At 71.5% G+C, this 13927-nt stretch carries 12 protein-coding genes; 1 reads left to right on the top strand and 11 read right to left on the bottom strand.

Annotated features, from left to right (window positions below):
* Positions 1-55: 55 nt before the first annotated feature.
* From Apa02nite_RS29560 to Apa02nite_RS29510, 11 genes are all read right to left on the bottom strand, one after another.
* Positions 56-1174, bottom strand: coding sequence for an LLM class flavin-dependent oxidoreductase (locus Apa02nite_RS29560; RefSeq protein WP_203827921.1), 1119 nt, complete (start codon positions 1172-1174; stop codon positions 56-58).
* A gap of 5 nt (positions 1175-1179) precedes the next feature.
* Positions 1180-2193, bottom strand: coding sequence for an LLM class flavin-dependent oxidoreductase (locus Apa02nite_RS29555; protein ID WP_203827920.1), 1014 nt, complete (start codon positions 2191-2193; stop codon positions 1180-1182).
* Positions 2190-3458, bottom strand: coding sequence for an LLM class flavin-dependent oxidoreductase (locus tag Apa02nite_RS29550; protein ID WP_203827919.1), 1269 nt, complete (start codon positions 3456-3458; stop codon positions 2190-2192). Before Apa02nite_RS29550 ends, Apa02nite_RS29555 begins: the two co-directional genes overlap by 4 nt.
* Positions 3451-4461 carry an LLM class flavin-dependent oxidoreductase gene (locus Apa02nite_RS29545; RefSeq protein ID WP_203827918.1) on the bottom strand — a complete coding sequence of 337 codons (1011 nt, stop codon included), beginning with the start codon at positions 4459-4461 and terminating at the stop codon, positions 3451-3453. Before Apa02nite_RS29545 ends, Apa02nite_RS29550 begins: the two co-directional genes overlap by 8 nt.
* Positions 4458-5999 carry a nickel ABC transporter ATP-binding protein NikE gene (gene nikE / locus Apa02nite_RS29540; protein ID WP_203827917.1) on the bottom strand — a complete coding sequence of 514 codons (1542 nt, stop codon included), beginning with the start codon at positions 5997-5999 and terminating at the stop codon, positions 4458-4460. The genes Apa02nite_RS29545 and nikE overlap by 4 nt, the downstream gene beginning before the upstream one ends.
* Positions 5996-6847, bottom strand: coding sequence for an ABC transporter permease (locus Apa02nite_RS29535; RefSeq protein WP_203827916.1), 852 nt, complete (start codon positions 6845-6847; stop codon positions 5996-5998). Before Apa02nite_RS29535 ends, nikE begins: the two co-directional genes overlap by 4 nt.
* 3 nt (positions 6848-6850) lie before the next feature.
* Positions 6851-7765: an ABC transporter permease gene (locus tag Apa02nite_RS29530; RefSeq protein ID WP_203827915.1), complete on the bottom strand. Its 915-nt coding sequence runs from the start codon at positions 7763-7765 to the stop codon at positions 6851-6853.
* Entirely contained in the window at positions 7762-9399 is a 1638-nt protein-coding gene (locus tag Apa02nite_RS29525) for an ABC transporter substrate-binding protein (RefSeq protein ID WP_203827914.1), read from the bottom strand. The genes Apa02nite_RS29530 and Apa02nite_RS29525 overlap by 4 nt, the downstream gene beginning before the upstream one ends.
* Positions 9400-9479: 80 nt before the next feature.
* Positions 9480-10451 (bottom strand): hypothetical protein, encoded by a 972-nt coding sequence (locus Apa02nite_RS51290; RefSeq protein WP_239164658.1) that lies wholly within the window; start codon positions 10449-10451, stop codon positions 9480-9482.
* Between the two features lie 27 nt (positions 10452-10478).
* Entirely contained in the window at positions 10479-11138 is a 660-nt protein-coding gene (locus Apa02nite_RS29515; protein ID WP_203827913.1) for a hypothetical protein, read from the bottom strand.
* Positions 11135-11602: a hypothetical protein gene (locus tag Apa02nite_RS29510; protein WP_203827912.1), complete on the bottom strand. Its 468-nt coding sequence runs from the start codon at positions 11600-11602 to the stop codon at positions 11135-11137. The genes Apa02nite_RS29515 and Apa02nite_RS29510 overlap by 4 nt, the downstream gene beginning before the upstream one ends.
* Before the next feature lie 104 nt (positions 11603-11706).
* Between Apa02nite_RS29510 and Apa02nite_RS29505 the strand changes: the two genes are divergently transcribed.
* A complete protein-coding gene (locus Apa02nite_RS29505; RefSeq protein WP_239164657.1) occupies positions 11707-13665 on the top strand; it encodes a sulfatase-like hydrolase/transferase in 1959 nt (652 codons plus the stop codon).
* Positions 13666-13927: the final 262 nt, after the last annotated feature.

The raw sequence follows: 13927 nt of genomic DNA, 5'->3' as shown, positions 1-13927 counted from the left end.
GCGGACGGCCGCTCCGTATTCGTACCGCAAAAGGGGTGACGCGGAGCCGGACCGCCTACCCTGCCCACTCCTTGGCCAGCAGTTCGAAGGAGCGGACCCGGTCCGCGTGCCGGTGGGTGATCGTGGTGATCAGGAGTTCGTCGGCGCCGGTGACCCGCCGCAGGGTCTCCAGCTGAGCGGCGACCGTCGCCGGCGACCCGACGAACTGGGTCGCCACCCGATCCGCGACCAGGTCACGGTCATGATCGGTCCATGTGAAGGCGGCGGCCTCCTCCTCGCTCGGGTAGGGCACCGCGCCCAGCCCGGTCCGGATGCTGCGCACCCACAGGGCATACGGCGCGGCCAGCCGCCGCGCGGTCTCGTCGTCCTCCGCCACGACGACGTCGGCCGAGACCATCAGGTGCGGCTTGTCGCGGGTCGCCGACGGCACAAAAGACGCTTTGTAGGCCGCCGCCGCCTCGAGGACCTTGGCCGGCGCCACGTGGTAGTTCGCCGCGAACGGCAGGCCCCGGGCCCCCGCCGTGCGCGCGCTCTCCCCGCCGCTGCTGCCCAGCAGCCACACCTCCAGGTCGGCGCCGGCGCCGGGAACCGCGGTGACCTCGTTGCCCTTGCCGTCCGGGTACGGCCCGGCCAGCAGCCCGTCGATCTGGTCGAGGATCTCGGTCAGCCCGAGTGGTTCCGCGCCGGGCTGGGACAGCAGACTGCTGGCGAGCGCGGTGCGATCCGAGGCGAAGATCGGCGCCCAGGAGAACGGCTTCGGGATGAGCAGCCCGTCGACGACCTCCTCGTGCACCTCGACAGCGTAAGACTCAGCGGCCCGGAGCGCTTCCTTCTTCGCCTGACCGGACCTGCCCAGCCCGAGGTCGAACCGCCCCGGGTAGAGCGCGTCCAGCAAGCCGAACTGCTCCACGATGGAGAGCGCGGTCTGGTGCCCGGTCTGCACCGCACCGGACCCCAGCCGGATCCGCTCGGTGACCGCGGCCAGCTGCCCGAGCAGCAGCGCCGGCTGTGCCGACGCGACGCCCGGGGTGAAGTGGTGTTCGGCCACCCAGTACCGGTGGTAGCCGAAGTGCTCGGCGCTGCGGGCCAGGTCCAGGGTCCGCCGCAGGGCGTCACCGACGTCGCCGCCGGACACCAGCGGCGCGAGGTCGAGGATCGAGAGGGGTACGGGCATGGCTCTTACCGACCTTTCAGCGGGCGTAACACGGGGGCGACCTCGCCGGCGAACAGTTCGAGACTGGCCCGCTGCTGCTTCTCGGTCAGGCCTTCGGTCTCCGCGGCCAGGTGGGTGATCTCGTGGCCGAACCGTTCGTGGTAGCGGTGCACCTTGTCGATGATCTGCTGCGGGCAGCCGACCAGCGCGGAGCTGCGCTCGACGGCGTCCTCGAGGGTGGCGAAGACCGGTTCGACACCGACCTTGCGGAACTGGTCGACCCGGGCCTGCCAGATCGGCCGGTAGACGTCCAGGGCCTCCTGCGAGGTGCGGGCCACGTAGAACCCGGCGCTGCCCGCCCCGATCCGGATCTTCGCCGGGTCGTGGCCGTGAAAGGTCCAGCGCTCCCGGTAGTAATCGATCAGAGCGGCATAGGGCTCGATCGGGTTCGTCACGTTGGCCGAGAAGAGCGGGTCGCCGTACCGCGCGGCCAGCTCGACCGACGCCTTGCTGGTCGCGCTGCCGTGCCAGATCGGGATCTCCGGCTGCAACGGCCGCGGCCAGGTCTCCGCGTCGGTCAGCGACGGCCGGAACTTCCCCTCCCAAGTCACCTTCGGCTCGCGCCAGAGCCGGCGGAACAGCTCGTAGCTCTCCCGCTGCCGGTCCCACTGGTCCTCGACGGTGACGTGGAACAGCTGGGCCTGCGCGGTCCCGTTGCCCTTGCCGACGATCAGTTCCAGCCGGCCGCCGGAGAGGTTGTCCAGGGTGCTGTAATCCTCGAACGCCCGGACCGGGTCGAGCAGGCTGAGCGTGGTGACCCCGGTCCACAGCTGGATCGTCGACGTCTTCGCGGCGATGTGGCTCAGCACGACCGGTGGGGCCGAGGAGAGGAACGGCCGCTCGTGCCGCTCCCCCACGGCGAACCCGTCGAAGCCGAGCTGTTCGCCGAGGACCGCACTGTCGACCACCTCACGCAGCCGGGTGGCCGGGCTCTTCGTGTGGTCGAAGTAGGTGATCAGGGTGAGCAGCAGGAATTTCATGCCAGCCCCAGGTTGCCGCGCAGGGTGGTGGCCTCGTACGACGTCCGGAACACACCGCGTTCCTGCAGCAACGGGACCACCTGGTCGACGAAGTCGTCAAGCCCGGCCGGGGTCAGGTGCGGGACCAGGATGAACCCGTCGCACGCGTCGGTCTGGACATATTCGTTCAGCGAGGCGGCGACCGAGGACGCGGTGCCGATGAAGTTCTGCCGCCCGGTCACCTCGATGATCAGGTCCCGGATCGAGAGGTTCTTCGCCTCGGCGCGCGCCCGCCACTCGGCCGCGGTCTTCAACCGGTCCGGATACATGCCGGCCCGGCCCTTGACGATCGTCTCGTCCTCGTCGAGCAGCGGGTCGGCCGAGGGCAGCGGCCCTTCCGGGTCATAGGCCGAGAGGTCCCGGTTCCACAGCTGTTCCAGCAGCAGGATCGCGGTCTGCGGACTGACCTGCTGCCGCCGGATGTGGTGAGCCTTCTCCTGGGCGTCGGCATCACTGTCGCCGAGCACGTAGGACACCCCAGGAATGATCTTCAACGAATCGGGAAGTCGCCCGTATGAAGCGAGGCGACCCTTCACGTCCCGGTAGAACTCCTGCGCGTCGGCCAGCTGGTGGTGCCGGGAGAAGATCGCGTCGGAGTGCCGGGCGGCCAGCTCCCGGCCGCCGTCCGAGTCGCCGGCCTGCAGGATCACCGGGTGGCCCTGCGGGCTGCGCGGCACCCCGAACCGGCCCTTGATGTCGAACTGCGAGCTCTGGATGTGGAAGTCGCCGCCGTCGGAGTCCCACAGCGTGCGGGCCGCCTGGATGAACTCGCCGGCCCGGACGTACCGGTCGGCGTGGTCGAGGAACCCGCCGCGCCGGAAGTTCTCGCCGAAGAACGCGCCGGGCGAGGTGACCACGTTCCACGCGGCCCGGCCGCCGGACAGGTGGTCGAGCGTGGCCAGCTGGCGGGCCAGCTCGTAGGGCTCGTGGTAGGTGGCGTTCAGCGTCCCGGCCAGCCCCAGGTGCGTCGTCACCGCGGCCAGGGCGGTCAGCACGGTCAGCGTGTCCGGGCGGCCGACCACGTCCAGGTCGTGGATCAGCCCGCGCTGTTCGCGCAGGCGCAGGCCCTCGGCCAGGAAGAAGAAGTCGAACAGGCCGCGCTCGGCGGTGCGGGCCAGGTACTCGAACGACCCGAAGTCGATCTGGCTGCCGGCCCGCGGGTCGCTCCAGACCGTCGTGTTGTTCACGCCCGGGAAGTGCGCCGCCAGGATGATCTGCTTAGGCACGTGCGGCTCCTTCGTAACGGTTGACGGCCGCCGGCAGGCCGAGTCGGGTGCGCAGGTCGGGCTCGGCGGACGGCGTGAACAGGCCGCGCTCCCGCAGCAGCGGGATCAGGTCCCGGGTGATCGCGGTGAGGTCGTGCTCGTCGTCACCGGGCCGCAGCCGGATGCCGCTGATCCCGGACGGCTCCCAGCCGGCGATCAGGCCGGCGAGCTGCTCCGGTGTGCCGGCGAAGACCGCGGCGTCCGAGGTGGTCGCGGCCCGGCGGCGGATCGCGGTCTCCTGATCCCCGGCGAGGAACACCACAAGATCAGCAAAAACCAATTTATCGGTACGGCCATGGGCGCGAATTTGACGCACGATCGTCGCGGCGCTGTCCACGTCGGACGGCGTCGTGAAGTACACGTCGACGTCGAGCCGGTCCCAGATCTGTGCGGCGTGCGCGAGTGCCGCGATCACCGGCTGCCCCTGCGGCGGCCGTGGCACGATCGACGGCCCCTTCACGGTGAAGTGCTCCCCGGTGAAGTCGATGTAGTGCAGCCGGTCCCGGTCGATGTACCGGCCGGTCGGGACGTCCTTGATGATCGCGTCGTCCTGCCAGCTGTCCCAGAGCCGGCGCACCACCTCGACCGCGTCGGCCGCCTCACTGATCAGGTCGTCGACACCGAGCGGCGCCCGCCGCCCGAGCAGCTCCGCCTCGGCCGGGTCGGCGGAGATCCGCACCTGCCAGCCGGCCCGGCCGTGACTGACGTGGTCGAGCGTGGCCAGCGCGGTGGACAGGTGGAACGGCTCGGTGCGCGTGGTCGTGGCCACCGGCACGAGCCCGATGGACCGGGTCAGCGGCGCCACCCGCGACGCCACCAGCACCGCGTCCGGGCCCGACCGGCCGAACGTGTCGTCGAAGGTCGCGAAGTCGATCCCCGCCTCGTCCGCCCGGCGGATCTGGTCGACCCATCGGGACGCGTCGAACGATGACCCGGTCAGGGCGACCGCCACGTGCAGTGTCATGCCGGAACCTCCAGTTTCGGTACGGCGTCGAGCAGTTTCCGGGTGTACTCGTGGCCGGGCCGGTCGAAGACGGCCGCGACGTCGCCCTCCTCCACCACCCGCCCGTCGTGCATGACCAGCACCCGGTCGGCCAGGTCCCGGATCACACCGAGGTCGTGCGAGATGAACAGCAGCGCGGTCCCGTCCCGCTCGCGGATCTCGGCGAGCAGGTCGAGCACCTGCGCCTGCACCGAGACGTCCAGCGCGGACACCGGCTCGTCGCAGATGATCAGACTCGGTCGCGGGGCGAGGGCCCGGGCGATCGCGACCCGCTGCCGCTGCCCGCCGGAGAGCTGCCGTGGGTACCGGTCGAGGACGTCCTCGCCGAGCCCGACCCGCTCCAGCAGCGGTGTCACCGTCGCGCCGCGCGGCAGGGCCTCGGCGACGATCCGCCGCACGGTCCAGCGCGGGTCGAACGCCGACAGCGGGTCCTGCGCGATGAACTGCAGCTTGCGGCGCAGCGGCCGGCGGGCCCGTTCCGGCACCCCGCTGAACCGGGCGCCCTCGAACGTCACGCTCCCGGAGGTCGGCTCGACCAGCCCGAACAGCAGCTGGGCCACGGTGGTCTTGCCGGAGCCGGACTCGCCGACCAGCCCGACGATCTCCCCGTGCCGGATGCTCAGGCCGACGTCGCGGACCACCGTCCGGTCGCCGTAGACCTTGCGCAGCGCGGCCGCCTCGGCGATCACCACCGGCTCGGGTCCGGGCTGGGCGGTTCGCGCACGGCGGCGGCCGGTCGCGGCCGCGATCAGTTCCCTGGTGTACGGGTGATCAGCACCGGTCAGCAGCACCCGCGACGGCCCGGACTCCACGAGCCGCCCGTCCTTCATCACCAGGATCCGGTCGGCGAGTCGCGATACCACGGCCAGGTCGTGGCTGATCAGCAGCAGCGTCTCGCCGGCCGCGCGCCGTTCGGCGAGCAGCGTCAGGATCTGGGCCTGCACGGTGGCGTCCAGGGCGGTGGTCGGCTCGTCCGCGATCAGCAGTTTCGGGCCGCCGGCCAGCGCGGAGGCGATCAGCGCGCGCTGGCGCAGGCCCCCGGAGAGCTGGTGCGGGTACTGCTTGGCGCGGCGTTCCGGCTCGGGGACGTGCACCTCGGTGAGCAGGCGGTGCACTTGTTTCGTACGAGACAGCCTCGAACCCTGACCGTGGACCCGCAGGACCTCGCCGATCTCCGCGCCCACCGTGCGCAGCGGATCGAGAGAGACCAGCGCGTCCTGGAGCACCAGTCCGGCGAAGCCGCCGCGCAGCCGGCGCCAGTCGCGGGGCGCGAAGCGGCGCGCGTCCTGACCGTCGACCTCGAGCCGGGTGGCGTCCACCCGCGCACCCGGACCGGCCAGGCCGACCAGGCTGCGGGCGGTGACGCTCTTGCCGGAGCCGGACTCGCCGACGATCGCGACGCACTCGCCGGGCTCGACCGTGAAGCTGACCCCGCGGACCGCCTCGACGGTCCGCCGGGGCAGGTGGAACGTGACCCGCAGGTCCTCGACGTTGATCATGCGAGGTCCCGTCCCTCGAACCGGCGCTGCAGGAAGCGCCCGGCCACGGTCAGCGAGATGATCGTGGCGGTGACCACGGCGCCCGGCAGGATCGACGTCCACCAGGCGATGTGCAGGTACCCGCGGCCTTCGGAGATCATCGCGCCCCATTCCGGTGAGGGTGGCTGCGGTCCCATCCCGAGGAAGCTCAGCCCGGCGGCGAGCAGGATCGCCTCGCCGAGACCGATCACGGCGAGCACCGGGATCGGGCCGAGCACGTTGGGCAGCACGTGCCGCACCACCAGGCGGGCCCGGCCGGCGCCGAACGCGACGGCGTGCGTGACGTACGCGGCGCGGCGCACCACGAACGTCTGCGCCCGCACCACCCGGGCGAAGTGCGGCACCAGCGCCACCCCGATCGCCACGATCAGGCTGGTGGTGCCGGTACCGGCGATCGCGATGAACAGCAGCGCGAGCAGCACCAGGGGGAACGCGGACAGCGCGTCGAACGACCGGCTGAGCGCCTCGTCGGCGATCCGGTGGCTGAGCCCGGCGATCAGGCCGAGCAGGATGCCGGCGCCGACCGCGATGACGATCGCGGAGACGCCGATGGTCAGCGAGTGCCGGGCGCCGTGCACCACCCGGCCGAAGACGTCCCGGCCGAGCTGGTCGGTGCCGAACCAGTGCTGCCCGGACGGCCCCTCCAGCACGTGCAGCGGGTCGGCGGCCAGGGGGTCGCCGGCGAACAGCGACGGCCACACCGCCGAGGTCAGCGCGACGAGCAGGAACAGCGCGGCGGCGGTGACGCCGGGCCGGGGCACCCGCCAGGTGAGGCGGGCCGCCACCGGCCGGATCAGGGCGATGGTCATCGCTCAACTCCTCCTCAGCCGCGGGTCGATCACCAGGTAGGCCAGGTCGGTCAGCGTGTTGACCACGACGAACACCGCGGCGGCCAGGATCACCACGGCCAGCACCACCGGCAGGTCGCTGGCGTTCACCGCCTGCACGGTGACCTGGCCGAGTCCGGGCCGGCCGAAGACCTGCTCGATGATCACGGTGCCGCCGATCAGCACCCCGAACGACCAGCCGAGCATGGTCACCGTCGGCAGCAGCGCGTGCTTGAGCGCGTGCCGGACCAGCACCGCGCTCTCCCGCAGCCCGCGGGCCCGGGCGGTGACCGCGAACGGCTCGTCCAGGGCCCGGTCCAGCCCGTCACGCAGCACCTGTGCCAGGGTCCCGGCGATCGGCAGGCCCATCGTGATCGCCGGCAGCACCAGCGCGGCCGCGCCCTGCGCGCCGGAGACCGGGAACCAGCCGAGCCGGAACGAGAACAGGCTGAGCAGCACGATCCCGATCAGGAACGGCGGGGTGGAGACCAGGACCAGCTCGGTGGTCGAGCTGAGCCGGCGCACCCAGGGCCGCCGGGCGACGACGGCCAGCACCAGCGCGAGCACGATGCCGAACCCGGCCGCGGTCGCGGCCAGCTGCAGCGTCGGCCCGAGCTGGCCGCCGATCACCTCGGCGACCGGCCGCTGCAGCAGGTAGGACCGGCCCAGGTCACCCTGGACGGCCCGAGCGAGGAAGTCGACGTACTGCACCACGGCCGGGCGGTCGAGGTGCCACTCCTGGATGATCTGCGAGCGGATCAGCGGGCTGTCGGCGCCGTCACCGATGATGGCGTCGACCGTGTCGCCCGGCGCGGCGAGCAGCGCCAGGTAGGCGGCGGTGGCAGCGGCCCAGAGAACCAGCACCCCGGCGCCCACCCGGCGCAGGATCGCCCTGGTCACTTGCTCAACCAGAGGCGGTAGGCGCTTCCCGGCACCCCGGCGGTCGGTTCGAAGCCGACCCCGCCGACCGTCTTGGCCGCGGCGATCTGGTCCTGCGGCGCGTAGAGCGGGAACACCAGCGCCTGATCGGTGATCACCAGCTTCTGCAGGGCCCGGTACGTCGCGGTCCGCTTCGCCACGTCCGTGGTGGCCACCGCGTCGTCGAGCAGCTTGTCCAGGTCCGGGTTCTTGACGCCGGTCCGGTTGATCGCGCCGGTCGAGTAGAGCAGCAGGTTCAGGGCGGCGCCGGCGTCGGTGTCGGCGCGGGAGTTGTCGAAGACCTCGTACTCGCCGTCGGCCAGCGCCTTGGTGGCGGTGCCCTGGTCGACGAGCTGAACCTGCAGGTCGATGCCGGCGCTCTGCTTGACCGCGGCCTGGATCGCCTGGGCCAGCACGTCCCGGCGGTCCCGGACGAACGGCGCGGACTGCACCAGCCGGACGGTCAGCCGCTTGCCGTCCTTGGTCCGGAAGCCCTCCGGGTCCTTGGTCGCCCAACCCGCCGCGTCGAGCAGCGTGTTCGCCGTGGCCGCGTCTCCGCTGTACGTGCCCTCCAGGGTCTTGTCGTAGAACGGACTGGTCGGTCCGATCACGCTCCAGGCCCGGGTCGCGGTGGTCCGGTAGACCCCGTCGAGCACCGCGGGCACGTCCAGGGCCTCGCGGAACGCCTGCCGGACCCGGACGTCGTCGAACGGCGCGTGCGCGGTGTTGAAGTAGTACGAGTACGCCGACCCGGAGTTGAGCCCGCGCTGCAGGCTCAGGTTCGGGCTCGCGCTGATCAGCGACTCGTCGGTGGCCGGCACGCCCTCGATCACCTGCACCTGCCCGGAGGTCAGCGCGCCGACGCGCACCGAGGACTCCTTGAGGAACCGGTAGGTGATCTCGTCGAGGTAGGCGGGACCGGTGTGCCCGGCGTTGGCGGGCGCCCAGTCGTACGCCGGGTTCTTCTTGAAGTGGACCTGCTGGCCCGGGGTGTAGCTGTCCAGGATGAACGGGCCGGTGCCGGCCAGCTCGGGGCCGCCGGCCTTGAGGTTCTTGGCGGCCTTGAGCGACGCGGGCGACACCTGCGCGCCCTGCGGCGAGGAGAGGAAGTCCAGGATCAGCACGTCCGGCTCGGTCAGGTGGAAGACGACGGTGGAGGCGTCCTTGGCCTCGACCGTGGCCAGGTTCTTCAGCTGCACGGCGGCCACCGCCGGGGCGTACCCGTCGGCGCGCAGCTGGTCGACGTTCGCCTTGACCGCTGCCGCGTCGAACGTCGTGCCGTCGCTGAAGGTCACCCCGGTGCGCAGCGTGAACGTGTACGTCTTGCCGTCGGCGGACACCTCGTAGCCGGTGGCCAGCCAGGGCAGGTAGCCGCCCTTGTCGTCGTGGGTGAGCAGGGCCTCGAAGCTGTTCCAGACCAGCAGCCGGGCCTTGGCCTGCGCGTAGAGGTGCGGGTTGAACGTGATCGGCTCGGTTTCGACGGCCCAGGTCAGCGAACCACCGCTGACGGGTTTGCCGGCGTCGGCGGCGCTGCCGGACGACTCGGCCGAACAACCGGCCAGAACCAAGAGAGACGTGGCGACAAGACTAGCGACGGTCACGCGGATGCGGCGCATGGACGACCTCCTCTCCCTATTTCCTATAGGTAAAATAGGAAACCTGCAAGAGGCTATGACGTCCGTGACACCGCGGTCACTCAGGCGGCGGCTTTCGCCGCGTTTTCCCGACCTTTCACCGTACGCACGGTGCCGAACCGGGCGAGCCCGCGCAGGTTCCGGAAGCGCGGATAGTCCAGCCGCTGCGGCCGCAGTTCCAGCCAGCTGTCCCGATCCAGCACCCGGTGCCACTTCGCATACGGCAGGAACAGGTAGTGCTGCGGATACTTCGACTTGTCCTGGCTGGTGATCTTCAGGACCTCGGCCTGCCGCCCGGCCGTGCGCAGCACCAGCACCGGGCGGTCCTTCGAGTCGTCCGACTCGGCGAACGGCACGTCCGCGTACCAGATCTCGCCCGGCTTCGGCGGCCACTGCCCCTGCCGGCGGTCGGTCGCGTGGCTCAGCGTCCCGGTCCGCCACTGGTCGAACAGCCGCCAGCCGGCCAGCCCGGCCACGGCCAGCGCCACCAGCTGCACGATCGCCAGCGCCACCCCGATCCACACCCGGGACCCGGTCGTGGTCGTCGATCCGGTCACCACCGCGACCGCGCTCTCCGCCCCGGTGGCCGCGCCCAGCCCGGCCGCGCCGGCCAGCGCCACCACCGCGGCGACGGCCAGGTAGGCCGGCGGCAACCGGTCCAGCGCGGCCCAGGCCAGGATGCAGGCGAGCACCGCGACCACCACGTTCCCACCGGCCAGCCCGGGCACGCTCCACCACGGCATGCCGGCCGCGTCCCAGGCGACAACGGTCAGCGCCGGCGCGGCCAGCACCCCGGCGGCCCGGCCGAGCAACGGCAGCGGCCGGAGCCCGAGCCGGTCCGGCCGGTACCACCACGCCGTGGCGACGGCCGTGGCCGGCGTCAGCAGCAGCCAGAGCACGGCCCAGCCCAGCTGCCGGTCGGGCTCGCCCGGCGCCGGCGGGACCGTCAGCACCGCGGCCGGCCAGGCCAGCAGCGTCGCGGCGAACCACAACGCGACAATCTTGAGCAGCAGGGAGAGCAGTCCACCACGCACGCTGCCGAGCGTAGTCCTTTGTGGACCCTATGTGCGACGGTCGAAACGGATGTAGCCGGGCGGCAGCGTCTTCAGCGCCGCCATCAGGCCGGCGGCCAGCAGGGCAGCGGCCACGAAGACCAGGTAGAAGTCCGCGATGCCGTCGTTGGCGATGATCACCACGAGCAGGATCCCGGCCAGGATCAGACCGAGCGCGGCGAAGCCGTAGACCCGGCGGGAGTACCAGTGCGGCGCGGGCTCGGTGGTCTCGGTCAGGCCCGGGTTGACGTCCTGCCAGCTCCGGGCGACCTCGACCGGAACCTCGGGCAGCCGGAGGCCACCGTCACGGGTGCGAGCCGGCATCTGCCGGATCACCCGTTGATAGGACAGCATCGACGTCCCGAACGCGGCCGCCATCAGGGGGAACCCCCAGGGCGTCCGGCCGCCGAAGGCCAACGCGACATACCCGAGCATCGAGGCCAGGCCCCCGACGGTCAGATACGGCGCGAACCGGATCCGCCAGCGGGCCTTGGCGGCCACCTGCGGGCTGAACGGTAGCCGGATGCTGGGCTTGCGCCGGAACACCCAGATGCTCACCGGGATGTCCAGCCACTCCGGGCCGGGCGCACCGGTGTCCAGCGCCAGCGGCGGGATCTCCAGGGTGGCCACCCGGTCGGCGGGGATGACGAGTGTCGTCCGGTCGGTCATCGTGCAGGCTCCTGCGATTCGGTCATGAAGCGGATATCTCCGGGCGGGCGGATCCTCAGTGCCGGGTCCATCTCCGGCAGCACCACCTCACTGCGGTACGTCCGGTACGGCACCTGCTCCGGCCGCCGCCTGCTGATCACGGACCAGGCACCGATGAATCCCGGAATCCAGGCCCCGTACCAAGGCCCGCCGTCACTCCGGACGAACACCTCGGCCGCGACCAGGTAGGCGGCGAACAGCAGCCAGCCGACCAGCGGGCGGTACCGGAACTCGAGGAGGCGGCGGCCCGCCCGTTCGACAGTGCGCGCGGCGAGCGGGACCCGCATCGTGCCGGAGCCGGCCACCCCGCCCAGCGGGATGTCGACCCAGACCGGGCCGGGGCCGCCGGTGTCCACGGCCAGGGCCGGGACCTGCAGGGAAGCGAGCCGGTCGGCCGGGATCACGAGCGTCGTCCGAGCTGTCATCGTGCCCGTTCCCGTCGATCTTCAAGAAGATCAACAGGGTACGGGAGATCAGCAAGTTCGTCACGACGCTGAACCATCCGGGGCGGACACGCGTTCCCACAGACGTGTCACAGACAGACCTTGCCGATCAGCAGAACCCGGACGACGAGCCGGGTTCGCCGGCGACGCCCGCCCCCGGCGGCGCCGCTGAAGCAGCGCCCGCCGCGCCCCTGACCGCCTCTTCCAAGGCGACCCCGGCAGCCCCGGTCGCCGAGGCGACCCCGGCCGCTGCGGCGACCCCGGTCGCCGCGACGACCGAGCCTGGTGCGGAAGCGGCCGCGGCCGCTCCAAAAACCGAGACCCCGACCGAGGTGACCGTCGTCGAGGCCGTGGAGGGCCCCGAGGCCGGGACCGAGCGGTCCGGACCGAAACCGCCCGGCCGGGTACGCCGCTTCTTCCGGCACACCGCGGTCAGCCGCAGCCTGACCACCCTCGCCTGCCTGATCGTCTTCGCCGCGCTGCTCTTCCCGAACGTGCTGCGCCGGCTCACCCTGGGCAACTTCACCCGGATCCCGATCGAGGCGGCCATCGGCATCGCCGTGCTGATCGTGCTGCCGCGCCGCCCCCGCCGCGTGCTCGCCACCCTGTTCGGCGTCACGCTCGGCTGGCTGGTCCTGGAGAAGTGCCTGGACATGGGCTTCTTCCAGGTGCTCGCCCGGCCGTTCGACCCGGTGCTCGACTGGGTGCTCTTCGACGACGCCTACGACTTCGTGCACGAGTCCTACGGACCGGCCGGCGCGTACGGCGCGATCGCCGCCATCGTGCTGCTGGTCACCGTGGTGCTCGGCCTGACCACCTGGGCCAGCCTGCGGGTCGCCGCGCTGCTCGCCGAGGACCGCCGCAAGTCCGCGTTCACCGCCGGCGGCATCACCGTCGCCTGGGCCCTGGCCCTGGTGCTCGGCCTGCCCACGCTGCTCCCGAACGTCCCGATGGCGGCCCGCACCACGGTCAGCTACGCCTGGGATCGCGCCGCGCAGGCCCGGGCCGGCATCAAGAACGAGGCCGCGTTCAACCGCGAAGTGAAGATCGACGCGTTCCAGAACGTCCCCGGCAACCAGCTGCTGACCGGGCTGACCGGCAAGGACGTGATGCTCACGTTCGTCGAGAGCTACGGGCGGAACGCGGTCGAGTCGCCGTACCTGGCCGAGGGTGTCGACCCCGTCCTGACCAACGGCACCGCGAAGCTCAAGGCGGCCGGGTTCAGCTCCCGCAGCGGCTGGCTCACCTCGCCGACGTTCGGCGGCGGCAGCTGGCTGGCGCACTCCACCACGATGTCCGGCCTGTGGATCAACAACCAGGGCCGGTACCGGAACCTCACCGCCAGCAGCCGGCTCACCCTGCCGAGCCTGTTCAAGTCGGCCGGCTGGGACACCGTCAGCGTGATGCCGGGCGCCACCCGGGCCTGGCCGGAGGGCAACTTCTACGGCTTCGACCGGGTGTGGGACTCCCGCAACCTCGGGTACGCCGGCCCCAAGTTCAGCTGGGCGCCGATGCCCGACCAGTACACGCTGAAGCAGTTCAGCCAGGTCGAGTACCAGAAGGCCGGCCGCCGGCCGCTGTTCATCGAGATGCCGCTGGTCTCCAGCCACACGCCGTGGGCGCCGATCCCCGAGTTCATGCCCTGGGACCAGGTCGGCGACGGGTCGGTCTACAACGCGATCGTCGCCAACCAGCCGACCAAGGCGGAGATCTGGACCGCCTCGTCCAAGGTCCGCCAGGAGTACGGCAAGTCGATCCAGTACACGCTCACCACCCTCGTCGACTGGATCACCACCTACGGCGACGACAACCTGGTCATGGTCTTCCTCGGCGACCACCAGCCGTCGCCCGTGGTGACCGGCGAGAACGCCAGCCACGACGTGCCGATCACGATCGTCGCCAAGGACCCGAAGGTGCTCGACCGGATCGCCAACTGGGGCTGGACCGACGGCCTCAAGCCGGCACCGGACGCTCCGGTCTGGCCGATGAACTCGTTCCGCGACAAGTTCCTCACCGCGATGGGCCCCGGAGGCACCAAGCACTGACCCAATCAAGATCAAATTCATGATGTCGTGCGTCCGCCGGGGTACAGATCGCCGCTCCCGCCGGGACCCCTGCGGGCTTCGCTGGCCGCTGGCGCGTCCAGAACGCGAAGCCCTCCGGGGCGACGTCCGTGGCGGGTCACGACCGCCACATCACCACCCCGCAAAAGCCGCGTGCGGCGCCGACCTCCACCGGCGCCGCACGCCCCTCCCCCACCCGCGCGAAGTCACGACACCCCCACCCCGCAGCGTGTGAAGTTACGGC

The organism is Actinoplanes palleronii (genome assembly GCF_016862315.1).
GTDB classification, from domain to species: Bacteria; Actinomycetota; Actinomycetes; order Mycobacteriales; family Micromonosporaceae; genus Actinoplanes; species Actinoplanes palleronii.
This window is presented reverse-complemented; position numbering and strand designations above follow the sequence as displayed.